The sequence below is a fragment of the Ramlibacter lithotrophicus genome (assembly GCF_012184415.1).
Lineage (GTDB): Bacteria > Pseudomonadota > Gammaproteobacteria > Burkholderiales > Burkholderiaceae_C > Ramlibacter > Ramlibacter lithotrophicus.
Genome location: NZ_VTOX01000002.1, coordinates 371818 through 394784 on the forward strand (window position 1 = coordinate 371818; position 22967 = coordinate 394784).

General features: G+C 70.4%; 26 protein-coding genes. 18 read left to right on the forward strand and 8 right to left on the reverse strand.

The features are described from left to right. Positions 1 to 11 precede the first annotated feature (11 nt). The 3 genes from RAMLITH_RS07805 to RAMLITH_RS07815 are packed head-to-tail and all read left to right on the forward strand — an operon-like array spanning position 12 to position 3092. A complete protein-coding gene (locus RAMLITH_RS07805; RefSeq protein ID WP_168106808.1) occupies positions 12 to 611 on the forward strand; it encodes a hypothetical protein in 600 nt (199 codons plus the stop codon). 22 nt (positions 612 to 633) lie between these two features. Then, positions 634 to 2100, forward strand: a complete 1467-nt coding sequence (locus tag RAMLITH_RS07810; RefSeq protein ID WP_168106809.1) for an MBOAT family O-acyltransferase — start codon at positions 634 to 636, stop codon at positions 2098 to 2100. A 2-nt stretch (positions 2101 to 2102) separates the two neighbouring features. Further along, a complete protein-coding gene (locus tag RAMLITH_RS07815) occupies positions 2103 to 3092 on the forward strand; it encodes a hypothetical protein (protein WP_202883250.1) in 990 nt (329 codons plus the stop codon). Positions 3093 to 3125: 33 nt separating this feature from the next. Here RAMLITH_RS07815 and RAMLITH_RS07820 read toward each other — a convergent pair whose 3' ends face one another. Further along, positions 3126 to 3566, reverse strand: coding sequence for a host attachment protein (locus RAMLITH_RS07820; RefSeq protein ID WP_168106810.1), 441 nt, complete (start codon positions 3564 to 3566; stop codon positions 3126 to 3128). Positions 3567 to 3758: 192 nt separating this feature from the next. Between RAMLITH_RS07820 and RAMLITH_RS07825 the strand changes: the two genes are divergently transcribed. The 3 genes from RAMLITH_RS07825 to RAMLITH_RS07835 are packed head-to-tail and all read left to right on the forward strand — an operon-like array spanning position 3759 to position 6839. Continuing rightward, on the forward strand, positions 3759 to 4412 hold the full coding sequence (locus tag RAMLITH_RS07825; protein ID WP_168106811.1) for a BON domain-containing protein: 654 nt from the start codon (positions 3759 to 3761) through the stop codon (positions 4410 to 4412). A gap of 11 nt (positions 4413 to 4423) precedes the next feature. Beyond that, positions 4424 to 5941 carry a thymidine phosphorylase family protein gene (locus RAMLITH_RS07830; RefSeq protein WP_475493625.1) on the forward strand — a complete coding sequence of 506 codons (1518 nt, stop codon included), beginning with the start codon at positions 4424 to 4426 and terminating at the stop codon, positions 5939 to 5941. Further along, entirely contained in the window at positions 5922 to 6839 is a 918-nt protein-coding gene (locus tag RAMLITH_RS07835; protein ID WP_168106812.1) for a ribose-phosphate pyrophosphokinase, read from the forward strand. Before RAMLITH_RS07830 ends, RAMLITH_RS07835 begins: the two co-directional genes overlap by 20 nt. Before the next feature lie 10 nt (positions 6840 to 6849). Here the strand turns inward: RAMLITH_RS07835 and ald are convergent, their stop codons facing one another. Further along, on the reverse strand, positions 6850 to 7965 hold the full coding sequence (ald, locus tag RAMLITH_RS07840) for an alanine dehydrogenase (protein ID WP_168106813.1): 1116 nt from the start codon (positions 7963 to 7965) through the stop codon (positions 6850 to 6852). A gap of 109 nt (positions 7966 to 8074) precedes the next feature. On the opposite strand from ald, the gene RAMLITH_RS07845 reads away from it, so the two are divergent. Further along, positions 8075 to 8608 carry a hypothetical protein gene (locus tag RAMLITH_RS07845; protein WP_168106814.1) on the forward strand — a complete coding sequence of 178 codons (534 nt, stop codon included), beginning with the start codon at positions 8075 to 8077 and terminating at the stop codon, positions 8606 to 8608. A 15-nt stretch (positions 8609 to 8623) separates the two neighbouring features. On the opposite strand, the gene RAMLITH_RS07850 is transcribed toward RAMLITH_RS07845, so the two are convergent. From RAMLITH_RS07850 to RAMLITH_RS07870, 5 genes are all read right to left on the reverse strand, one after another. Then, the gene (locus tag RAMLITH_RS07850; protein WP_168106815.1) at positions 8624 to 9076 is read right to left on the reverse strand and encodes a hypothetical protein; all 453 of its coding nucleotides are present in this window, start codon (positions 9074 to 9076) and stop codon (positions 8624 to 8626) included. 105 nt (positions 9077 to 9181) lie between these two features. Next, positions 9182 to 9553 (reverse strand): chaperone modulator CbpM, encoded by a 372-nt coding sequence (locus tag RAMLITH_RS07855; RefSeq protein WP_168106816.1) that lies wholly within the window; start codon positions 9551 to 9553, stop codon positions 9182 to 9184. Further along, complete coding sequence (locus RAMLITH_RS07860) at positions 9550 to 10464, reverse strand: DnaJ C-terminal domain-containing protein (RefSeq protein WP_168106817.1); 915 nt, start codon at positions 10462 to 10464, stop codon at positions 9550 to 9552. Before RAMLITH_RS07860 ends, RAMLITH_RS07855 begins: the two co-directional genes overlap by 4 nt. Positions 10465 to 10483: 19 nt before the next feature. Continuing rightward, positions 10484 to 11263, reverse strand: a complete 780-nt coding sequence (gene fnr / locus RAMLITH_RS07865; RefSeq protein WP_168106818.1) for a fumarate/nitrate reduction transcriptional regulator Fnr — start codon at positions 11261 to 11263, stop codon at positions 10484 to 10486. Between the two features lie 34 nt (positions 11264 to 11297). Then, positions 11298 to 11690, reverse strand: coding sequence for a response regulator (locus RAMLITH_RS07870; protein WP_168106819.1), 393 nt, complete (start codon positions 11688 to 11690; stop codon positions 11298 to 11300). A gap of 174 nt (positions 11691 to 11864) precedes the next feature. Here RAMLITH_RS07870 and RAMLITH_RS07875 point away from each other — a divergent pair, with 174 nt between their 5' ends. Next, positions 11865 to 12995, forward strand: a complete 1131-nt coding sequence (locus RAMLITH_RS07875) for a YeeE/YedE family protein (protein ID WP_168106820.1) — start codon at positions 11865 to 11867, stop codon at positions 12993 to 12995. Between the two features lie 106 nt (positions 12996 to 13101). After that, the gene (locus tag RAMLITH_RS07880) at positions 13102 to 13443 is read left to right on the forward strand and encodes an ArsR/SmtB family transcription factor (protein WP_168106821.1); all 342 of its coding nucleotides are present in this window, start codon (positions 13102 to 13104) and stop codon (positions 13441 to 13443) included. On the opposite strand, the gene RAMLITH_RS07885 is transcribed toward RAMLITH_RS07880, so the two are convergent. Beyond that, positions 13444 to 14538: a YeeE/YedE family protein gene (locus RAMLITH_RS07885; RefSeq protein WP_168106822.1), complete on the reverse strand. Its 1095-nt coding sequence runs from the start codon at positions 14536 to 14538 to the stop codon at positions 13444 to 13446. Positions 14539 to 14651: 113 nt separating this feature from the next. On the opposite strand from RAMLITH_RS07885, the gene RAMLITH_RS07890 reads away from it, so the two are divergent. From RAMLITH_RS07890 to soxB, 9 genes are all read left to right on the forward strand, one after another. Next, a complete protein-coding gene (locus RAMLITH_RS07890; protein ID WP_420376898.1) occupies positions 14652 to 15629 on the forward strand; it encodes an MBL fold metallo-hydrolase in 978 nt (325 codons plus the stop codon). Beyond that, a complete protein-coding gene (locus RAMLITH_RS07895) occupies positions 15629 to 16114 on the forward strand; it encodes a thioredoxin fold domain-containing protein (protein WP_168106823.1) in 486 nt (161 codons plus the stop codon). The genes RAMLITH_RS07890 and RAMLITH_RS07895 overlap by 1 nt, the downstream gene beginning before the upstream one ends. A 112-nt stretch (positions 16115 to 16226) precedes the next feature. Next, positions 16227 to 17567: a sulfite dehydrogenase gene (soxC, locus tag RAMLITH_RS07900; RefSeq protein ID WP_168106824.1), complete on the forward strand. Its 1341-nt coding sequence runs from the start codon at positions 16227 to 16229 to the stop codon at positions 17565 to 17567. Beyond that, entirely contained in the window at positions 17551 to 18666 is a 1116-nt protein-coding gene (locus RAMLITH_RS07905) for a c-type cytochrome (protein WP_168106825.1), read from the forward strand. Before soxC ends, RAMLITH_RS07905 begins: the two co-directional genes overlap by 17 nt. A gap of 135 nt (positions 18667 to 18801) precedes the next feature. Further along, on the forward strand, positions 18802 to 19257 hold the full coding sequence (soxY, locus tag RAMLITH_RS07910; protein WP_168106826.1) for a thiosulfate oxidation carrier protein SoxY: 456 nt from the start codon (positions 18802 to 18804) through the stop codon (positions 19255 to 19257). 49 nt (positions 19258 to 19306) lie between these two features. After that, positions 19307 to 19618: a thiosulfate oxidation carrier complex protein SoxZ gene (gene soxZ / locus RAMLITH_RS07915; RefSeq protein WP_181017761.1), complete on the forward strand. Its 312-nt coding sequence runs from the start codon at positions 19307 to 19309 to the stop codon at positions 19616 to 19618. Between the two features lie 46 nt (positions 19619 to 19664). Further along, entirely contained in the window at positions 19665 to 20453 is a 789-nt protein-coding gene (gene soxA, locus RAMLITH_RS07920) for a sulfur oxidation c-type cytochrome SoxA (protein ID WP_168106827.1), read from the forward strand. A gap of 13 nt (positions 20454 to 20466) precedes the next feature. Continuing rightward, positions 20467 to 21150 carry a sulfur oxidation c-type cytochrome SoxX gene (gene soxX, locus RAMLITH_RS07925; protein ID WP_168106828.1) on the forward strand — a complete coding sequence of 228 codons (684 nt, stop codon included), beginning with the start codon at positions 20467 to 20469 and terminating at the stop codon, positions 21148 to 21150. 73 nt (positions 21151 to 21223) lie between these two features. Then, positions 21224 to 22966, forward strand: a complete 1743-nt coding sequence (gene soxB / locus RAMLITH_RS07930; protein WP_168106829.1) for a thiosulfohydrolase SoxB — start codon at positions 21224 to 21226, stop codon at positions 22964 to 22966. The last annotated feature ends 1 nt before the right edge of the window (position 22967 follow it).

The window sequence follows — 22967 nt, forward strand, 5'->3', positions numbered from 1 at the left end:
GGAGGCCCATCATGACAAGGCCGGCGATTTCCAGGCGCGTAATCGCCGCGCTGATCGCGGGATTGGGCGCGCTGTCCGCGGCCCACGCCGCCGAGGACATCTTCGACTTCATCCCGCAGGGCGGCCGCACGCTGCTCGCGAACGTGCTGGCCGGCCGCAAGGCCGAGGACGTCCGGGCCATGGTAGGCGTCAGGCACACCCGTGACGAATGGGTCGCCGAACTCAAGCGCCGCGGCCCGCAGTTCCCCGCCGTGCAGCGGCTGTCCGACAGGGAGCTGGCGACGCTGGCCGACTACATGTCGTTCAACCTGCCGCTGCCGCCGGCCAAGGTGCCGGCGAATCCGAGCAAGGCCGCCTGGGACAAGGCGCTGCCGCTGGACGGGCGCGACATGACGCTGGAGTACTGCCAGAGCTGCCACATCGTCACGGTGGTCGTGACGCAGGACCGCACGAAGCAGGCCTGGCTCGGCTCCATGAACAAGCCGAGCCACGTGCAGATCAAGCTCAACGCGCAGCAGCGGGAAGCGTTGGCGAACTACCTGGTGCTGAACGCGGCGATCCCGATCGACCAGGTGCCCGAGGACCTGCGCGCCGGCGGCGCCACGTACTGAGCGCGGCGCCCGGGGGCGCGGCATGCTGTTCAACTCGCTCGAGTTCTTCCTGTTCCTGCCCGTGGCGCTGGCGGTGTTCGCGGCGCTGCCGGCGTCGGCGCGCTGGGGCTGGTTGCTGGCGGCCAGCTGCTTCTTCTACGGCTTCGCGCGGCCGGCCAACCTCGCGTTCCTGGCCGGCGTCACCCTCCTCGTCTCGGCCTGCGGCTCGCTGATCGCGCGCACGCCGTCCCCGCTGGCGCGGCGCAGCCTGCTCGCGGCCGGCCTCGTGACGCTGATCGGGGCGCTGGCCGCCTTCAAGTTCCACGACTTCGCCGCCGGCGAGCTCGAGCGGCTGCTGCAGGACGATACCGGTGCCGGACCGGCGCTGCCGCGGCTGGGCACGGCGGCTCCGGCCGGCTTTTCGTTCTACGTGTTCTCCGGCGCCGCGTACCTGATCGACGTCTTCGCGCGGCGGCTGCCGTCGCAGCCGCACGCGGGCCACCTGGCCTTGTACGTCGCGTGGTTCCCCAAGATCCTCGCTGGCCCGATCGAGCGCGCCACGACCTTCCTCCCGCAGCTGCGTCACGGGCTGCGCGCGACGCCCGAGCAGCTGGTGCTCGGCTCGCAACTGATCGTCTGGGGCCTGGTCAAGAAGGTGCTGATCGCCGACAACCTTGCGCCATTCGTCGACCGCACGTTCAACATCGCCGCCTACGCCTCGCCGGTCGACCTGCTGATCAGCGTGTATTTCTTCGCGTTCCAGATCTACTGCGACTTTTCCGGCTACACCGACATCGCGATCGGCGTGTCGCTGCTGTTCGGCATGCAGCTGATGCAGAACTTCCGCCGACCCTACCTGTCGCGCAGCACCTCGGAGTTCTGGAGCGAGCGCTGGCACATCTCCCTGGGCCGCTGGTTCCGCGACTACCTGTACATCCCGCTCGGCGGCAGCCGCGCCGGCCGCACGCGACAGTACCTGAACCTGATGCTGGTGTTCATCGCCAGCGGCCTGTGGCACGCCGGCCTCGGCTACGGCGTTGGCTGGACCTTCCTCGCGTGGGGGGTTCTGAACGGCGGCTACCAGTGGGCGGGGCTCGCCACTCGCCCCTTCTGGCGACGGCTGGGCGCAAAGCTGCCGCGCGTCGCGGCCAGCCGGCCGTGGCTCGTCGTGCGGGTGCTGCTCACGTTCCACCTGATCGCCGTCACGTGGATCTTCTTCCGGGCGAAAACGCTTGCCGACGCCTGGACCATCCTGTGCAGGATCGCCAGCAACCTGGCCGCCATTCCGGGCCTGCTCGCGCATTACCCGTTCACGCCGGACCACCTGCTCGGCTTCGCGCTGATCGGCGCCCTGCTGGCGATCGAACTGCTCGACGAGCGGCGCTCGATCTTCCTGCGCCTGGCCGCCGCCCGCACGGCGTGGCGGTGGGCGGCGAGCTACGCAGGGATCTTCGCTGTGCTCGTGCTCGGCCGCTGGCAGTCGCGCGAGTTCATCTACATGCAGTTCTGATGATGGACAGCATCGCACCGGAACGGAGCATGCGGACGCTGGCGCGACGCGCGGCGACGTTCGCCGGCCTGGGGCTGCTGCTGTACGCCTTGCTCTTCGCCGCCGCCGAACAACTGGTGCAACGCACGGGGCACGCCAATCCCTTGTTCAGGATCGCGGCCACGCGTGAGCAGGCCGTGGACTGGCTGGTGCTCGGCACCTCGCATGCGATGCCGCTTGCCTTCGGCGACACCGAGGCCGCCGTGCACCGCCGGACCGGCCTGCAGCTGCTGAACCTGGCGGCGCCGGGCACGGGGCCGCTGTACAACCGGTTCGTGTTCGAGCAATTCCTGCGCGAGCGGCGTGCCGCCAACCTCCTGATCGTCGCCGATGCATTCGCCTTCTACTCGCCCGCCTGGAACGAGGATCGCTTCGCCGACGCGAAGCTGCTGGCCCGAACGCCGTACCGGCCGGCGGTGGCGGCGGGACTATGGCAGTACGTGCGCGACGACGGCGTCTCGCCGCGCGCGCTGGCCGACTACACGACCGGCTTTTCCAAGATCAACAACCGCGACCGGTTCCGGGACGACCACTGGGAAGGCGAGGCGCAGTTCGAGCGCACGTGGCGGCCCTCGGCGAGCGCCGTGAAGAAGCGGATGGCGTATCTGTACCCGGACGGCACCCCGGACGCCGCGATGGACCGCTACCTGGCCGAGCTGTCGCGGGTGCTCGCGCTGGCCCGGCAGGCCGGCATGCGCGTGGTGGTGGTGAAACTGCCCACGCCGGCACAGTACCGCAGCCAGTTGCCGCAGGAGGTGCAGTTCGACGTTGCGCTCGGCCGCGTGCTGCGTGCCGCCGACGTGCCGCTGCACGACTGGTCGACGGCCCTGTCCGAGCCGCGGTTCTACTTCGACAGCGACCACCTCAACCGCGAAGGCGTCAACGAGCTGCTGGCACGGCACCTGCTCGCGGTGCTGGTGGGCACACTGCCACGTCAGTCGCGCGGACACTGAGGGGCCCCGACCGGGTGCCCAGGCCTGGAGGACTTACTGGGCCATCTCCTGCGCGACGCGCCGCGCAAGCTCGGCCTTGCCGACCATCGTGAGGTCGACGTTGCGCGTCACCCCGAGCAGCCGCCTGGTCGCCTCACCCAGCTCGGCCTTGAGTTCGCCCAGGAACGGGCTCGACACCAGCAGCGAGATGGAGCCGCAGGTTCCGAGCTGCGCCTCGCGCTCGAGGTATTGCGCCAGCTCGCGCGCGAACAGCACGTGCTCCTTGTGCCTGGGGTCGGTGCGCGGCTGGAAACTGGCCGCGCCGAAGCTGCGGTCCGTTCGCTGGTAGCCGGGGCGGTCGGTGCCAAGTTCGCTGGCCCGGCTGCGGCTTTGCGGATGCTCGAAGCTCTTGAGCTCCTTGACCTTGTCCTTCGTCTCCTGCTCGAGCAGGCGGGCGCGGGTGGCGTTGGCGATGAGGATCCAGTCGGGTTTCATGGCGGGCTCGGATGGTCGCGGTGCGGCTCATTCACTCTAGGCGGCACCCCCCCTGCCGCCGTGATCCAGATCAAGGGGGGAGGCGCGCTGCGGCGGTTGCGTCTGGTCAAGGCGCACGAAGGGCCACGGCCTAGATTGAAGAAGGCCCCGCGCTCCGCGCGGGCAGACACTCGTGACACGAAGGATGCCGAGATGAAAACGGATGCACAACTGAAGGCCGACGTGCTGGCCGAACTCGCCTGGGATCCCGCCATCAACCCCGCCGCCATCGGCGTGAGCGCCAGGAACGGCCTGGTGACGCTCACCGGCCATCTCGACACGCTGGCGCAGAAACACGCGGCCGAGCGCGCCGTGCGCCGCGTCGCCGGCGTGCGCGGCGTCGCGATGGAACTCGACGTGCGCCTGGTGCCGGAGCACCGCCGCGGCGACACCGACATCGCGCGGGCCGCCGTGGCGGCGCTGCGCTGGAACTCGCTGGTGCCCGACGACCGCGTGCAGGTCGAGGTCGACGACGGCTGGGTGACGCTGACCGGCGAGGTGGACTGGCCGTACCAGCTCGCGAGCGCCGAGCAGTGCATGCGCCCGCTCACCGGCGTGCGCGGTGTCACCAACCTGGTCACGCTCAAGCCGCACGTGCGCGGCCTCGACATCGCCCGCGAGATCACCGACGCGCTGACGCGTCATGCCGAGCGCGAGGCGCGCCACATCGACGTCGAGGTCGACGGCGGCACCGTCACGCTCAGCGGCACCGTGGATTCGCTGGCGGACCACGATGCGGCCATCGGCGCGGCGTTCGGCACGCGCGGCGTCACGAGCGTCGTCGACCGGCTCGACGTCGCCGGCTGATCGTGGGCAGCGTGGCGGGCGGCAACGGCGGCAGCCGCATCCGGCTGCGCCGGCTGGGCGTCGACACCTACCAGGAAGCCGTGGTGTACATGCACCGCGACTGCCACGTGTGCCATTCCGAGGGCTTCGAGGCGCAGTCGCGCGTCGAGGTCGCCCTCAACGGCCGCACCATCGTCGCGACCCTGAACGTGGTGAGCGGCGGCTTCGTCTCGCCCGACGAGGCCGGCCTGTCGGAGGCGGCCTGGCGGCTGCTGCACGCGAACGACGGCGACGTGGCCACCTTGCGCCACCCGCCGCCGCTCGAATCGCTGGGCCACGTGCGGGCCAAGGTCTACGGCCGGCGCCTCACGCCATCGGCCTTCGCCGCGATCATCCGCGACGTCGCGGCCGGGCGCTATTCGGACCTGCAGCTCGCCGCCTTCGTCACGGCCTGCGCCGGCGACCACCTCGACCTCGAGGAGACCGTCTCGCTCACGCGGGCGATGGTCGACGTCGGCGAACGCATGGCCTGGGGTCCCGGCATGGTGCTGGACAAGCACTCGGTGGGCGGCCTGCCGGGCAACCGCACGACCATGCTGATCGTGCCGGTCGTCGCCGCGTGCGGGCTGCGCATGCCCAAGACGTCGTCGCGCGCGATCACCTCGCCGGCCGGCACCGCGGACACGATGGAGACGCTGGCGCCGGTCGCCCTCGACGTGCCGCAGATCAAGCACGTCGTGGAGCGCACCGGTGGCTGCATCGTGTGGGGCGGCGCCGTGCGCCTGAGCCCGGCGGACGACGTCCTGATCCGCGTCGAGCGTCCGCTGGACCTCGACAGCCAGGGCCAGCTCGTGGCGTCGGTGCTGTCGAAGAAGGCGGCCGCGGGCGCCACCCACGTTGTCATCGACATGCCGGTCGGCCCGACCGCCAAGGTGCGCAGCGCCCAGGCCGCCCATGAGCTCGGGCGGCAGCTGGAGCAGGTCGGCGCCGCGTTGGGTCTGCAGGTGCGCGTGGTGACGACCGACGGCCTGGCCCCCGTCGGCCGCGGCATCGGACCGGCCCTGGAGGCGCGCGACGTGCTGGCCGTGCTGCAGCGCCACCCGGGCGCGCCGGCCGACCTGGCGCTGCGCTCGGCGTACCTGGCCGGGCCGTTGCTGGAACTCGGCGGCGCGGCGCCGGCAGGCGGCGGCGAGCGGCTCGCGATGGAAGTGCTCGGCGACGGCCGGGCCTGGGCCAAGTTCCAGGAGATCTGCGAGGCCCAGGGCGGCATGCGCCAACCGCCGGTGGCGCCGCACCGCCGGGCGATGCCCGCGCCGCGCAGCGGCTGCGTCGTCGCCATCGACAACCGCCGGCTGGCGCGCATCGCCAAGCTCGCCGGCGCGCCGCAGTCGCCCAGCGCCGGCGTCGACCTGCACGTGCAGACCGGCGAGTTCGTCGAACGCGGCCAGCCGCTCTTCACGCTGCACGCCGATTCACCGGGCGAGCTCGCGTATGCTGTCGAATACGCCATCTCGCAAGCCGACACCGTGCATGTCACCGAAGACGCCTGAAGCGCGGCCGCCGTTCCTCGTGGTCGGGCTACCCGATGCCGGCGCCCTGCCCGCGCAACTCGCGACGCAGCTGCGGTGCGACCGGAGCGACCTCGCCCTGCACCGTTTTCCCGACGGCGAATGCCTGGTGCGGCTGGACGCCGACGTGCAAGGCCGCTGCGTCGTGTTCGCCGGCAGCCTCGACCATCCCGACGGCAAGACCTTGCCCCTGCTCTTTGCCGCCGACGCCGCGCGCGAACTCGGCGCCGCCCGGGTCGGGCTGGTGGCCCCTTACCTCGCGTACATGCGGCAGGACCACCGTTTCCACGCCGGCGAGGCGGTGACCTCGCGCAGTTACGCGCGGCTGCTGTCGGGCGCGCTGGAGTTCCTCGTCACCGTCGATCCGCACCTGCACCGCTGGCACAGCCTGGGCGACATCTACCCGATCCCGACGCGCGCGGTCGCGGCGGCGCCGGCCATCGCACAGTGGCTGCGCCGTGAAGTGGCGGCGCCGCTGCTGGTCGGGCCGGACGAGGAAAGCGGGCAATGGGTGGCCGAGGTCGCCCGCCTGTGCGGCGCGCCATGGACCGTGATGGCCAAGCAGCGCCACGGCGACCGCGACGTCGCGGTGAAGATGACCGGCGGCACCTCGTGGCCGGGACGCACCCCGGTGCTGCTCGACGACATCGGCTCGAGCGGCCAGACGCTGGTCGCGGCGCTGCAGGTGCTGCGTGAAGCGGGCTTCAGCCAGCCGGTGTGCATCGTCGTGCACGCGCTCTTCGGGCGCGAGGCGCAGCAGGCGATGCTGGACGCCGGCGCCGCGCGCGTCGTCAGTTGCGATACCGTCGCCCATCCGACGAATGCGATCGCCGTGGCGCCGCTGCTCGCGCCGGCGCTGCTCGAGATCGCCCGCGTCTGAGCCCGCTGCTTCAGGCGAGGCACTCGCCCGGGTCGCGCCAGGCCCGCCCCAGCGCGTCGGCCACCGCTTCGTGCGTCACTTCGCCGCGGCAGACGTTGAGGCCGCGGCGCAGGTGCTCGTCGTCGGCGAGGGCCCGCCGCCAGCCCTTGTCGGCCAGCGCCAGCACGAACGGCAGCGTGGCGTTGTTGAGGGCATGCGCGGAAGTGCGTGCCACCGCGCCCGGCATGTTGGCGACGCAGTAATGGACGATGCCGTCGACGACGTAGGTCGGATCGGCGTGCGTGGTCGGGCGCGAAGTCTCGAAGCAGCCGCCCTGGTCGATCGCCACGTCCACCAGCACGGCGCCGCGCTTCATGCCGGCCAGCATGGCCCGCGTCACCAGCTTCGGCGCCGCGGCCCCGGCCACCAGCACCGCGCCGATGACGAGGTCGGCATCGGCCAGGCTTTCCTCGATCGCGTGGCCCGTGGAGCAGCGGGTCGCGATGCGGTTGCCGAACACCAGGTCCAGCTGCCGCAGGCGCTCGATGTTGCGGTCGATGACGGTGACGCGCGCGCCGGCGCCGGCCGCCACCTGCAACGCGTTGGTGCCGACCACGCCGGCCCCGATGATCACCACGTGCGCGGGCGGCACGCCGGGCACGCCCGAGAGCAGCACGCCCATGCCGCCGGCCGGCAACTCGAGGTGCGCCGCGCCGGCCTGCACGGCCAGCCGCCCGGCCACTTCGCTCATCGGCGCGAGCAGGGGCAGGCCGCCGCCGGGGCCGGTGACGGTCTCGTAGGCGATGCACACGGCGCGCGATCGCACCAGATCCTCGGCCTGCGGCGGATCGGCGGCGAGGTGCAGGTACGTGAAGAGCACCTGCCCTTCCCGCAGCAGCGCCCGCTCCGCCGCCTGCGGCTCCTTTACTTTCACGATCAGTTCCGCCCGGCCCCAGACCTCGCTCGCCGACGGCACGATGCCGGCGCCCGCCGCCTCGTACTGCTCGTCGGACAGGCCGATGGCCGCGCCGAGGCCGGTCTCCACCAGCACCGGGTGGCCCCGCCCGGTGAGCTCGCGCACGCTGGCCGGCGTGAGGCCGGTGCGGTATTCGTGGACCTTGATTTCCCTGGGGACGCCGACGAGCATGGTTGACCTTTCCTTCGCGGGCTGGGCCCGGCGGGCTCACGCCGGAATTCTGCACGCGGCGCGCGGCCCTGCGCTGCCGCCGGTCAACGGATGCCACAATCGCCCGGCCATGAAAGCCACCCCGCATCGCCGCCAGGTCATCGTCGCCGTGCTGCTGGCGCTGGCGATCGTCGGCGCCGGCATGCGCGCATGGGCCGACGACCCGTCGCTCGCGCGCGACATCGGCACGCTGCTGCTGGTGCTGTGGCTGCCGGCGGTGGGCAACATCGTCGCGTTCGCGATCCGGCGCTGGCGCGCGGCGCACCCGCCACGGCCGCCGTTCGATCCCGCCGCGCCGTTCGAGGGCCATCTGCTGGTCGAACTGGCGCGTGTCGGACCGGCGCCTGCCGGCGCCGTGGACGCCGGCCTGTGCACGCTGGTGGTGGGCAGCGAGGGCTTCACGGCGCGCCTGGCGCGGCCGCTGGCGGACTGGCTCGCGGCGCCCCAGCCGGCGGTGCTCCAGGTTCAGCTGCTGCGGCCCGCACTGGCGCTCGCGCGCCTCCCTGCGGGCGCGGCCTTCAGTGTGCTGGCCGGAACGCGCGCCCTCGGCACGGGCCGGGTGCTCGAAGTGCAGCGGCCGGTGGACGGCGAAGCTGGCGGATGAAGCGCCGCGCCCGGATCAGGCGAAGGGCTTGGCCCCGTGCGTCGGATCGGCGATCAGCGCGTCGAGCGTGCTGACGACGTGCTCGGGGATCTGGGCGATGGAGGACGCCTTGTCGCGCAGCCAGGCGTTGGCCTGCGCGTCGACGATCTGGACCGGCGCGTCGAAATAGGCGCCTTCGGCCCGCTCCATCGGCCGGGCCGCGTTCTTGAACTTGAAGTGGTCGCGCCACAGGCCGCCGCCGGCCCGCGGGTACTTCTCGTAGGCGCGGTACTTGTAGCCCAGCCAGAACGAGCGCGGCATCCTCGGCTCGCCGCGCACCTCGATGACGTAGACGTCGCTGCCGAGGGCCGCCTCGGTGGCCTCGGGCTCGCTGGAGGCGTAGGAATACGGCGTTCTCCGGACGTCTTTCATGATCCGGGCAAGCAGCCCGTGATCCTCGACAACGTGTTTGACGGCAAATGCGGGCACGGGATCCTCCTTGGATCGGCCCACGTTAGCACGCGCGGCCCGGTTTCCCCTAGGACAATTTTCGGCCGGCGCGGCGGCCCGCGGCAGGCATCGGCCGCGCAGGGGTCAACCGTGCGGCTCGTGCCAGGGCTGAGGCCCTTCGCGCTGCGCCGCCGGCGCGTGGAACGACACCTGAGCGCGCAGCGACCGCACCTGCCGCTCGAGGACTTCGATGCGATCGAGGTATTGCAGCAGCAGGGCCACGGTGAACAGGTCGAGGTCGAGATCGCGGCGCAGCCGCGTCGCGCGGCGCAGCGCCGGAAGGCATTCGGCGCTGAAGACCGGCTCCGCGCCGGCGGCGGGCAGCGCGTGCAGGGCTCCGTAGTCCACCAGTTCGGCCACCTCGGCCTCCGTCAGGCCGCAGGCCCGGGACAGCTCGCCGCGGGTGACCGTCTCGCGCGCGTCCAGCCAGGCGACTTCCACGAGCGGCGCAGTCATGATCCAGCTCCCCGGCCGGCGACGGCGCGCGGATCGAAGCGCGAGGCCGCGGCCAATTCCTTGAACAGTTCGCGCTCGCGCTCGGTGAGCGCGCCCGGCACGTCGATGTGGACGACGGCGTACAGGTCGCCGCGGCCGCCGCGCCCGTTGGCCAGCCCGCGCCCGCGCAGCCTGAGCTTGCGCCCGGCCCGCGTGCCCGGCGGCACCGTGAGGACGAGCGGGCCGTCCAGCGTCGGCACCTGCACGTCGGCGCCGAGCGCGGCTTCCCACGGCGCCAGCGCCAGGTCCAGGTGCAGGTCGTGGCCGTCGGGCCGGAAGACCGGATGCGGCGCGAGCGTGATGTGCAGGTAGATGTCGCCGTCGGCGCCGCCGTCGCGGCCCTTGCCGCCGCGCCCGCGCAGCCGCAGCTTCTGCCCCTCGCTCACGCCCGGCGGAATGGTGACTTCGAGCGTGCGGGCGCCGCCGTCGTCGCCGGCAAGCTGCAGGTTCAGCTTCGCGCCGCGGTGCGCGTCTTCCAGGCCGATGCGCACCGTGCTCTCGTAGTCGCGGCCGTGCGCCGGCCTGCGGGCGCGGTGCGCCCCACCGCCATGGCCGCGGCCGAAGGCGGCCAGCAGGTCGGCCAGGTCGAGGTCCTCGAACGAGCCGCCGCCGAACTCGCGCGCCCATTGGGGCGGCGGCGCGAAGTCCTCCCCGGCCGGACGGCGCCCGAGCTCGTCGTAGGCCGCGCGCTTGTCCGGGTCCTTCAGCGTCTGCCAGGCCTCGGCGATCTCCTTGAAGCGGGCTTCGGCACCGGGGGCGGCTGAGACGTCGGGATGGTGCTCCCGCGCGAGCTTGCGATACGCCTTCCTGATCGTCTCGGCATCCGCGTCGCGGGGCACGCCAAGGGCCGCGTAATAGTCCTTGTACTTCATGGCGCCACCGCGCTGGCTCTCAGTGCACGCGGACCTCGAACCGGCGCTTCAGGCCCGCCAGGTCGGCGATGCGGATGTGTCGCTTGTCGACTTCCATCAGCCCCTGCTGCTGGAAGGCGGAGAAGGTGCGGCTCACCGTCTCGAGCTTCATCCCGAGGTAACTGCCGATCTCGGCGCGGCTCATGCGCAGGTGGAACTCCCGCTCCGAATAGCCGCGAGCCGCGTAGCGGTGCGACAGGTTCAGCAGGAACGCCGCGAGGCGCTCCTCGGCGTTCATGCTTCCCAGCAGCATCATCAGGCTGTGCTCGCGCAGGATCTCGCGGCTCATGAGGCGGCTGATGACGTGCTGCATGCCGCTGTGGCCCGCGGTGGCGTCCGACAGTCCGGCATAGGGGATCGCGCACAGCTCGGTGTCCTCCAGCGCCATGGTGGCGCTGGCGTGCTGCCCCTGCGCGACGCCGTCCAGGCCCACCAGTTCGCCGGCGATGTGGAAACCGCTCACCTGCTCGCGGCCGTCGGAGAGCATCAGGCTGGACTTGAGCGTGCCGGAGCGCACGGCATGGATGCAGGTGAACTTGTCACCTTCGCGGTACAGCGTCTGGCCGGCCTTCACCTTGCGCCGCGTGAACTTCAGGCTGTCGAGCCGGCCGAGGTCGAGCTCGTTCATGCCGCTGGGCAGGCACAGCTCGCGCAGGTGGCACGTGGAACACTGGGTCTTCACGGCGGCGGCCGGCGCCGCGGTGCCGGGCTCGATCGCGATGCAACGCGGGGCTGTGCTGTGGAAGGCGGTGGCGGACATGGTTCCTCCGGCGGTGGCTTGGGCTTCCGGACTTCTAGTGGGCGTGATGCGAAGCGTGCTCAACCGCGCTCACGAGCTGGTCGAATTCGGTGGTCTTGTCCAGGAAGCGCTGCGCGCCTTCGCCGAGGTAGCGCTTGCGGTACGCGGGGCCGGCGTTGTTGCTGAACACGACGAAGGCGATGCCCGGGTCGACCTGGCGCACGGCGCGCAGCACCTGCAGGCCGGTCCCGCCTTCGAGCTGCACGTCCAGCACGACGACGTCGGGATGGGCGGCCAGGATGCCGTCAATGGAACCCTGGGGCGTTTCGGCCTGGCCGACGATGTCGATCGCGCGGGCCGCCAGCATGGCGGCCACCCGGTCGCGGATCAGGGCCGAGTCGTCGGCCAGGAAGACCCTGACCTTCACCGGAGCCGGATTTGCTGTCATGCGGTGACTGTGACAGCTGGCCCCCGCCGCGGCCATCAGCGCCGGCTGAATTGTTGCTCGGACTCGGCTGAGTGCGCGGCCTCCTGAGTTCCGGCTCGAACTAGGACGATTCCGAGCCGGGGAGCAAAGCCCACCAGCACCGGTCCCGCCGGGACGAGCTCCTAGAATCGGCGCATGACCACCGGCGAACTCGCGATGCTCACGCAACAGGTGCTGTGGGGCGCGTTCCTGGTGGCGATGGTGTTCGGCGCCGTCGTGCAGCGCACCGGCTTCTGCACCATGGGTGCGGTCAGCGACGTCGCCACCATGGGCGACTGGACCCGCATGCGCCAATGGGGGCTGGCCGCCGGGGTGGCGACGATCGGGTTCGGCCTCCTCGCCTGGGCCGGCGTGGTCGACCCCGGGTCCACCTTGTATGCATCGGATCGCTGGAGCTGGCTGTCCGCGCTGATGGGCGGCGCGATCTTCGGCTTCGGCATGGTCCTCGCATCCGGCTGTCCCAGCAAGGCCCTGGTTCGGGTCGGCGGCGGCAGCCTCAAGGCGCTGGTGGTGGTGCTGGTGCTGGGCTTCGCCGCGTTCGCCACGCTCAAGGGGATGACGGCCGTGTGGCGGGTCGCCACCGTGGACCGGGTCGGGGTCGACTTCGAGGGCGGCGCGCGGCTGCCGGCGTGGGCCGCCCAGGCGCTGGGCATCGAACCCCGCGTAGCCGGGCTGGTCATGGGGCTCGCCGCCGGCGGGGCGCTGGTCGCGTGGGCCCTGCGCAGCCGCGAATTCCGCCAGGCCAACAACCTGCTGGCCGGCGTGGGGGTGGGCGGCGCCGTGCTGGCGATGTGGTGGATCAGCGGCGCCCTGGGTCATGTCGCCGAGCATCCGCAGACGCTGGAAGAGACCTTCCTGGCCACCAACTCGGGACGCGCCGAAGCGTTCAGCTTCGTCTCCCCGATCGCCTACACCCTCGACTGGGTGATGTTCTACAGCGACAGCAACAAGCTGCTGACGGTGGGCATCGTCTCGGTGTTCGGCGCCGTCGCCGGGTCGGCGCTGGTGGCGCTCGCCACCGGCCGTTTCCGCTGGGAAGGCTTCGGGGGCCCGGGCGACCTCGGCCACCACCTGGCCGGCGCCGTGCTGATGGGCGTGGGCGGCGTGACGGCGCTGGGATGCTCCATCGGCCAGGGTATCTCCGGCATCTCCACCCTCAGCGCCACCAGCCTGGTCGCCGTCGCCGCGATGATCGCCGGCGCCCGCGCGGCGCTGAACTACCAGGTGTGGCGGCTCGACCGGCCGGCTGCGGCGTCGCATCCTTGAGAAAGCTCAACCCGTCGCGCACGGCGCGCCGCCGGCAGGGTTCGGCCGCTCGGCAACGCGGCCGATTTCGCTTATATTGGCATCTGGCGATATTTGTGGAATGACCATGGCCAAACGCTCTCCCAAGGAAGAGATCCCAGCAGCGCTGGAATCGGACGAGGTGTTCGAACTCGCCGCGGAGGTGTTCCGGGTCATGTCGGCGCCGATGCGGCTGAAGATCATCAGCTGCCTGTGCAACGGCGAGAAGAACGTCAGCGAACTGCTGGCGGAAATCGACACCACCCAGCCCAACATGTCGCAGCACCTCAACACGCTGTACCAGGCGGGCGTGCTCGGCAAGCGCCGCGACGGCGTGCAGATCTACTACCGCATCATCAACGACCGCGTCGTGACGCTGTGCCGGGCCGTGTGCACGCAGATCGCGATCGAGTCGGAAGTCGCGCGGTAGCTACGGAGCCGCCATCGCGGCGTCCGCGGGCCCCGCCGCCGGCACGCTGCGCGGGCGGTCCAGCCAGCGGTCGGTCAGCCCGGCGCCGGTCCACATGCCGACCAGGGTCAGCCACGAGGTGAGCGCGAACACGGCGCCGCCGGTGACGCCGGCGCCGACCGCGCAACCGCCGGCCAGCATCGCACCGAATCCCATCAGCACCGCGCCCGCGATGTAGCGCGGCATGCTGGCCCCGCCGGTGAAGCCTTCGAGCTTGAGGCTGCCGCCCAGCCAGGCCCCGAGGAAGGAGCCGGCCACCACGCCGGGCAGCAGGCCGAAGTCGAAGCCGGCCGGGGCCGCACCCGTGCTCAAGACCCGCATCAGCCATTCCGCCGACGGGCCGCTGAAGGTCAGGCCCTGCACCGGGACGATGGCGAAGGAGTTCGCGGATACCGCGGCGGTGAACCACCAGCCGGCCGCGACCATCAACCCCGTGCCGAGGCCGCCGACCCACTTCCACAAGCCCCAGCCGCTGCGCAGGGCATACCAGATGGCTGCGGCGAGCCAGATACCCCCCAGTGCCAGCCCGCCCCACGGGCCGAGACCGGTCACGGCCAGCAGGTCGCGGCCGGCGCCGCCGTCCACGGTCCACCATTCGCTGATGCCCAGGCGCAGCGGCGCCAGCACGCCAGCCAGCGACGCCTGCGCGGCCACTGCGAAGATCAGTCCCGACATCACGGCCCGCAGGTTGCCCTGGGCGGCCAGGACCAGCAGCCGGCTGGCGCAGCCGCGCGTGAGGACCATGCCGGCCCCGAACAGGAGCCCGCCGACCAGCGCCCCGGAAATGCTGCCGCGCGCGGCCAGTTGCCGTGCGCCGCTCACGTCCATGGCCCCGGACAGCACCAGCACCTGCACGCCGACCACGGCGGCCGAAAAGGCGAGCAGCCAGACCGCCAGCTTCTGCCCGGGCTCGCGGCGCCAGAACTCGATCACGGCGGCGCGCAGGCAGAACTGCGACCGCTGCGCGAACAGGCCGAACGCCAGGCCGATCGCGGCCCCGCCCGCCGCCAGCACGGCAGGTTCTCCAAAGCGCTCGAGCAGGGCCGGGAAACTCATGATGCATCCGTAGTTAAGAAATCGCTTATATTTATGCTACGGTGGCGCGCCCGGCGGAAACTTGATTTCGCTCAAACCCGTGCGCAAGCCTCCAGCAGGGAGAGGTGATCACAGTGATGAATCCGGCCGGCGTCCTCGCCCGCATCCTCATCGGCATGGTGCTGGCGCTGGCCGCCGCGTGGCCGGTCCAGGCCCAGTCGCCGTCGCCGCCGGTCCAGGAACCGGCGCTCCAGGCGCGCCAGCTCGTGCCCGGCGCCTGGTACGTCGAAGGGCTGTCGGCCCTCGGCTCGCCTGCCAACCAGAACTTCATCTCCAACGCGGGCTTCGTCGTCACGCCGGCCGGCGTGGTGGTGATCGACGCGCTGGGTTCGCCCGCGCTGGCCCAGCGTCTGCTGGCGGAGATCCGCCGCCACACCGCGCAGCCGGTCACGCACGTGATCCTCACGCACTACCACGCCGACCACATCTACGGGCTGCAGGCGTTCAAGGCGGCCGGCGCGAAGATCGTCGCGCACCAGCGTGCGCGCGAGTACCTCAACTCGGACACGGCGCGCCTGCGGCTGCAGGCGTCGCGCACCGAGCTGGCGCCCTGGATCGACGAGAAGACGCAGCTCGTTCCGGCCGACGAGTGGCTCACGGGGGACACGGAACTGTCGCTCGGCGGCGTCCGCTTCCTCATCAAGGCCGTGGGCCCTTCGCACACGCCGGAGGACCTGATCGTCTACCTGCCCGAGCAGAAGGTCCTGTTCGCGGGCGACCTGGTGTTCCGCAACCGCATCCCCTTCGTCGGCCAGGCCGACAGCCGCCAGTGGATCAAGGCGCTCGACTCGCTGCTGGCCTTCGACGCCAGGGTGATCGTGCCCGGCCACGGCGCCGTGTCGACCAGGGCCCGCGAGGACATGGAGCTGACGCGCGACTACCTGACCCACCTGCGAAAGGTGATGGGCGAGGCCGCGCGCAACCTGGAACCCTGGGAGAACGCGTACCAGGCGGCCGACTGGAGCCGGTTCGAGCGGCTGCCGCTGTTTCGCGTGGCCAATCGCATGAACGCCTACAACACCTACCTGCTGATGGAGCGGGAGGCCAACTGATGGCGCGGCACGCGGGCCTCGCCATGGACGGCCGGCGCCGGCGCACGCTGATCGTGTCGCTGGCGGCCGGCGGCTTCGGCGCGGCGTCCGTCCGCGCTGCCGCGCTGCCTGCGCCCGGCTCGCTCGCAAGTGCCCTCGCGCTCGCGCTGCGCAACGGCCAGCCGCTGCTCGTGCTGGCGAGCACCGACGGTTGCGCGTGGTGCAAGCTGGTGCGTGACAACTACCTGGAACCGCTGCGCCGCGAGCAGGGCCTGCAGGCGGTGCAGCTCGACCTCGGCAGCCGCGCCGGGCTGGTCGACTTCGCGGGCGCCGCGAGCACCCACGAGGAACTGCTGCGCCGCTGGCGGGTGCAGGTAGCCCCCACGCTGCTGTTCTTCGGCAGGGACGGGCGCGAGGTCGCGGCCCGCCTGGTGGGCATGGCGCCCGACTTCTACGGCGCCTACCTCGACCAGCGCCTGGCGGCGGCGCGCCGCAGCCTCGCCTGACTGCCGCGCTCGGGATCGGAGAAAACCCCAATGGTCCTCGGCGCCTTCCCTGATACATTCGCGCATTCGCATATAACGATTTCCAGCCCCTCCCCCAACGCTGTCACACCCCATGAACTCCGGCCGGTTGCGCAAAGCACCTGAAAACTTCATAGCCCGCGACGGCGTCGCGCGGGTCTTCGCGGAGGCCAGGAACGGCCGGCGCGACTTCCTGCGCGGGGCCTTCGCCGCGGCCGCCGCGGGCGCGGCGCTGCCCGCGGCCGCCCAGGCCGCGGCGCCGAACGACGGCGACCCGAACATCCTGAACCTGCCCGAGCACACCCGCGGCCTGGGCCAGGCGGTGGCCACCGACGGCTACGGCAAGCCCTCGAAATACGAGCGCAACGTGCAGCGGCGGCAGAGCCCGGGTCTCACCCAGACGACGCAGGCCTCGGTGTCGTTCGCGCCGCTGCAGTCGCTGTTCGGCATCGTCACGCCCAGCGGCCTGCATTTCGAGCGCCATCACCAGGGCTGGTGGGACATCGATCCCAGCAAGCACCGCTTCATGGTCAACGGCATGGTGAAGAACGCCAAGGTCTTCACCATGGACGAGCTGATGCGGCTGCCGGCGGTGTCGCGGTTCCACTTCATCGAGTGCGGCGCCAACACCGGCATGGAATGGGGCAACGTCGCCGTGCCGACCTGCCAGTACACACACGGCATGCTGTCGTGCAGCGAGTTCACCGGCGTGCCGCTGATCACGCTGCTGGAGCTGGCCGGCGCCGACCTGAAGAACGGCAGGTTCGTGCTGGCCGAAGGCGGCGACGGCTCGTCGATGACCCGCACCATTCCCATGAGCATGATCCGCTCGGGAGAGGTACTGGTCGCGTACGGCCAGAACGGCGAGATGCTGCGCCCCGAGCAAGGCTATCCGCTGCGCCTGGTGGTGCCCGGCGTGCAGGGCGTGAGCTGGGTGAAATACCTGCGGCGCGTCGAAGTGGGGGACCAGCCGTACGGCGCGAAGGACGAGACGGTGCACTACGTCGACCTGATGCCGGACGGCCAGCACCGCCAGTACACGAGCATCCAGGAGTGCAAGAGCGTGGTCACCACGCCGTCGGGTGGCCAGCAGCTGCTCGACAAGGGCTTCTACAACATCACCGGCCTCGCGTGGTCGGGTCGCGGCAAGGTGAAGAAGGTCGACGTCTCGGTCGACGGCGGCCGCAGCTGGCGCACCGCGCGGCTGGAGACGCCCGTGCTCAGCAAGTGCCTCACGCGCTTCAACATCGACTGGGTGTGGGACGGCAAGCCGGCCATCATCCAGAGCCGCGCGACCGACGACACCGGCTACGTGCAGCCGACGTACCGCCAGTTGCGCGCGGTGCGCGGCACGCGTTCGATCTACCACAACAACGCGATCCAGTCGTGGCTGGTCGAGGAAAGCGGCGAGGTGAAGAATGTCCAGCTCTCGTAAGCTCGTCGCCGCCCTGGCCCTGACCGGGCTGTCCGTGGCGGCGTTCGCGCAGGATGCCTTCCCCGGCATCGGCCGCAACGCGACGCCGAAGGAAGTCGCGGCCTGGGACATCGACGTGCGGCCCGATTTCAAGGGACTGCCCCCCGGCTCCGGCAGCGTCGCCAAGGGCCAGGACGTGTGGGAGGCCAAATGCGCCTCGTGCCACGGCGTCTTCGGCGAGTCGAACTCGGTCTTCAACCCGATCGTGGGCGGCACCAGCGCGCAGGACGTCAAGACCGGCCGCGTCGCCATGCTGCGCCGCACCGACTACCCCGGCCGCACGACGTTCATGAAGCTGTCGTCGCTGTCCACGCTGTGGGACTACATCAACCGCGCGATGCCCTGGAACCAGCCGAAGTCGCTCAGCACCGAGGAGGTGTACGCGGTGACGGCCTACCTGCTGAACCTGGCCGACATCGTGCCGGCCGACTTCACGCTGTCCGACAGGAACGTGCGCGAGGTGCAGCAGCGCCTGCCCAACCGCAACGGCATGACGCTGGACCATGCGATGTGGCCCGGCAAGGAACTCGCCGCCAGGGCCGGCAAGCCCGACGTGACGGCAACCGCCTGCATGAAGGACTGCGCCACCGAACCGAAGGTCGCCTCGCTGCTGCCGCCGTTCGCGCGCAACGCGCACGGCAACCTGGCCGAGCAGAACCGGCTGGTGGGGCCGCAGCGCGGCGTCAACACGGCCGCGCCGGCGGGCAAGCCGCCCGCGGCCGCCGCGGCGGGCGTTCCGGCCGGCGCGGCCGGCGCAGTCGTGGCCACTGCGTCCGCTGCCACCAAGGCCGCCGGCGCGGCTTCGCACGACGCCGCCGCCGTCACCGCGATCACGCAGAAGAACAACTGCACCGCGTGCCACGCGCCCGACAAGCGGGTGGTGGGACCGAGCTGGGCGGAGATCGCGAAGAAGCACGAAGGCAAGGCCGATTACCTCGCGGGCAAGATCCGCGCGGGCGGCGCCGGCGTGTGGGGCGCGATCCCGATGCCGCCACAGACCCTCGCCGACGAGGACGTCAAGCGCATCGCGGGCTGGCTCGCCGCCGGCGCCGCGCAGTAACAGGGATAACCCGGAAGTGATATAGCCCAGAGGGATATCACCCCGGGATATTCCCGATTCCAGGCGCGGGCGCCGGCTCGCGCAATGCCGTTAATATCAGTCGTTGCTTACAGACTATTTCAGGGAGCGTCAGAAATGCAGACTCGCAGAGAGATCCTCAAGCGCAGTGCCACCGTGGCCGGCCTGCTGGCCACCACGGGCCTGTTTCCCCAGTACGCGTTCGCGTTCAACAAGGCGGCCTTCGACGCCAAGAGCGTCGCCGACGCCGTGAAGGCCTTCGGAGGCGCGGCGCCGGTCGAAAGCAAGGACGTGACGCTCACCGCGCCCGACATCGCGGAGAACGGCGCCGTGGTGCCGCTGGGCGTGGCGACGACGCTGGCCGGCGTCAAGCAGATGCTGCTGCTGGTCGAGAAGAACCCCAGCGCGCTCGTCGCGAAGTTCGACGTCACGCCCGCGATCGACGCCAACTTCGCCACCCGCGCCAAGATGGGCCAGTCCTCGGACGTGTATGCCGTCGCGATCATGAACGACGGCAAGGCCCTCTTCGCCAAGAAGGAAGTGAAGGTCACGCTCGGCGGCTGCGGCGGCTGACGCGCCCGCCTCCATCCGCTTTTTCTTTTCAGATTCCAGGGAGATTCAAATGGCAGACCCGATGCGCATCCGCGCCCAGTCGGCTGGTGGCAACGCCACCGTCCGCGTCCTCATGAGCCACGAAATGGAAACCGGCCAGCGCAAGGACAGCGCGGGCAAGGTGATCCCGGCCTGGCACATCACCGAAGTGACGGCCAGCCACAACGGCAAGCCGGTCATGACCGCCGAGTGGGGCCCCGCCGTCGCCAAGAACCCGTTCCTGCAGTTCACCGTGAAGGGCGCGAAAGCCGGCGACAAGATCGCGATCACGTGGAAGGACAACAAGGGCGACACCCGCACCGACGAAGCGACCGTGTCCTGAGCGGACCGGCGCAGTTCACAACAACAGGGAGACGACAGTGAGGAAGATGACCGCATTGCTGGCGCTGGGCTGCCTGGCAGCCACCGGCGCGCTGGCGCAGAAATCCGCCACCCAGTCCATCGAGGAGTACCGCGCGATGCTGGCGGACGGCAATCCGGCCGAACTCTTCGAGGCCAAGGGCGAGGACCTGTGGAAGAAGAAGCGCGGCCCGAAGAACGCGTCGCTGGAAGCCTGCGACCTGGGCAAGGGCCCGGGCGTGGTCAAGGGCGCGTTCGTCGAGCTGCCGCGCTATTTCCCGGACACGAAGCGGGTGCAGGACCTCGAGTCCCGCCTCGTCTCATGTATGGAGACGCTGCAGGGGCTGGACGGCAAGCAGATCGCCACGACGCCGTTCGGCAAGGGCGAGCAGGCCAACCTCACCGCGCTGGCCACCTGGATCGCCGCCGAGTCGCGGGGTTTGAAGTTCAACCTCCCGCAGTCGCATCCGCAGGAGCGGATGGCATACGAGGTCGGCAAGCGGATGTTCTTCATGCAGGGCGGCACGCACGACTTCTCGTGCGCGTCGTGCCACGGCGAGGAAGGCAAGCGCATCCGCCTGCAGGACCTGCCGAACCTCACCAAGAACCCGGGCGACGGCATCGGTTTCGCGGCGTGGCCGGCCTACCGCGTCTCCAACGGCCAGATGTGGGGCATGCAGCAGCGGCTGAACGACTGCTACCGGCAGCAGCGCTTCCCGTATCCGCTGTTCGGCAGCGATGCGTTGTCGGCGCTGTCGACGTACCTGGGCGTGAATGCCCACGGTGCCAAGTCCATCGCCCCCGCCATCAAGCGCTGATCCAGGAGCATTCATGAAGAAGACCGCAATCAAGATCTCCGTCGTCGCGCTCGTCGCCTGGGCCGTCGCCGGCTGCGCCGGAGGCGGCGCGAGCCGCACTGCCTCCCTGCCGCCTGCGCCCGAGCTGGACCGCATCACCGCCGACCTGGTGAAGGCATCGTTCCGCGACCAGGGCATCGCCAAGGTCGACCGCCTGCAGCAGGACGAGACCAACCAGGAATGCAGCGCGGCCCATGTCGCGGGCAAGCCGCTGGATGAAAAGCGCGCCAAGGCCATCGAGGCCGCCAACCTGAAGACGGTGAAGTGGCCGAGCGACGGCAAGTTCCTCGGCGACTGGAAGGCCGGCGAGAAACTGGCGCAGAGCGGCCGGGGCATGACCTGGACCGACAAGACGACCAACGCGGCCGACAACGGCGGCAACTGCTACAACTGCCACCAGATCACCAAGGAGGAGATCTCCTACGGCACGATCGGCCCCAGCCTCTACAACTACGGCAAGATGCGCGGCGTCAGCGACCCGAACAGCCCCGCGGCGAAGCCGATCGTGGAATACACCTGGGGCAAGATCTGGAACGCCAAGGCCTACAACGCCTGTTCCAACATGCCGCGGGCCGGCCATGCCGGCATCCTGAACGAGCAGCAGATCAAGAACATCGTGGCGCTGCTGCTGGATCCGCAGTCCCCGGTCAACAAGTAAGGCGCGCCGCGCCTTGCGACGAGCCCGGCGCCGCCGGGCTTTTTTGGCTCCCATACATCAGTCATTGCTTATCATGAACCTGAGCAAGCGCGAATTCCTCCAGGTGCTGGGCGCGGGCAGCGTCGCCGGCATGGGCCTGGGCCGATGGGCCGATGCCGACGCGGCGACGGCCGCCGAGGCCTTGTACGACCTGCCGCGGTTCGGCAACGTGTCGTTCCTGCACATGACCGACTGCCACGCGCAGCTCAAGCCCATTCATTTCCGCGAGCCAAGCGTCAACCTCGGCGTCGGCAGCATGCACGGCAACCTGCCGCACCTGGTGGGCGAGCACCTGCTGAAGGTGGCCAAGGTGCCGGCCGGCTCGGCCAGCGCGCACGCCCTCACCTACCTCGATTTCGAGCAGGCGGCGCAGCGCTACGGCAAGGTCGGCGGCTTCGCGCACCTGTCCACGCTGGTCAAGCGGATGAAGGCGAGCCGACCCGGCGCGCTGCTGCTGGACGGCGGCGACACCTGGCAGGGCTCGGCCACGTCGCTGTGGACCAACGGCCAGGACATGGTCGACGCCTGCAAGCTGCTGGGCGTGGACGTGATGACCGGCCACTGGGAGTTCACGCTGGGGATGAAGCGGGTCAAGGAGATCATCGACAAGGACTTCGCCGGCAAGGTCGACTTCATCGCCCAGAACGTGAAGACCACCGACTTCGGCGACCCGGTGTTCAAGCCGTACGTGCTCCGCAACATCAACGGCGTCTCGTGCGCGATCATCGGCCAGGCGTTCCCGTACACCCCCATCGCGAACCCCCGCTACATGGTCGCCGACTGGGAGTTCGGCATCCAGGACCAGAACATGCAGAAGATGGTCGACGAGGTCCGCGCGAAGGGAGCGCAGGTGGTCGTCGTCCTCAGCCACAACGGCATGGACGTCGACCTGAAGATGGCCAGCCGGGTCAGCGGCATCGACGCGATCATGGGCGGCCACACCCACGACGGCATGCCGGTCGCGAGCATCGTCGCCAACAAGGGCGGCAAGACGCTGGTCACCAACGCCGGCTCCAACGGCAAGTTCCTCGCCGTGATGGACTTCGACGTGAAGAACGGCAAGGTCGCCGACTACCGCTACCGCCTGCTGCCGGTGTTCGCGAACATGCTGCCGGCCGACAAGGAGATGGACGCGCTGATCACGAAGATCCGCGCGCCGTACGAAGGCAAGCTCGCCGAGAAACTGGCGGTCACCGAAGGCACGCTGTACCGGCGCGGCAACTTCAACGGCAGCGGGGACCAGCTGCTGCTCGATGCGCTGATGGACGTGCAGGGCGCGGAGATCGCGTTCTCGCCCGGCTTCCGCTGGGGCACCTCGCTGCTGCCGGGACAGCCGATCACGCGCGAATGGCTGATGGACATGACGGCCACCACGTACTCGTACGCCACCGTGAGCCAGATGAGCGGCGAGATGATCAAGACCGTGCTGGAAGACGTCGCCGACAACCTGTTCAATCCCGACCCGTACTACCAGCAGGGCGGCGATATGGTCCGTGTGGGCGGGCTCGAATACAGCTGCAATCCGCTGGGTGCGATGGGCAAGCGCATCGCCGACATGCGACTGAACGGCAAGCCGATCGAGCCGGGCAGGCAGTACAAGGTGGCCGGCTGGGCGCCGGTGGCCGAGGAAGCCGCCAAGGCAGGCAACAAGCCGGTGTGGGAACTGGTGGAGCAGTGGCTCAAGGCGCAAGGCGGCACCGTCAAGGCGCGCAAGGTCAACATGCCCAAGCTCACCGGGGCCGTGCCCAATCCGGGGCTGGCGGAGACGCAGGGTTGAA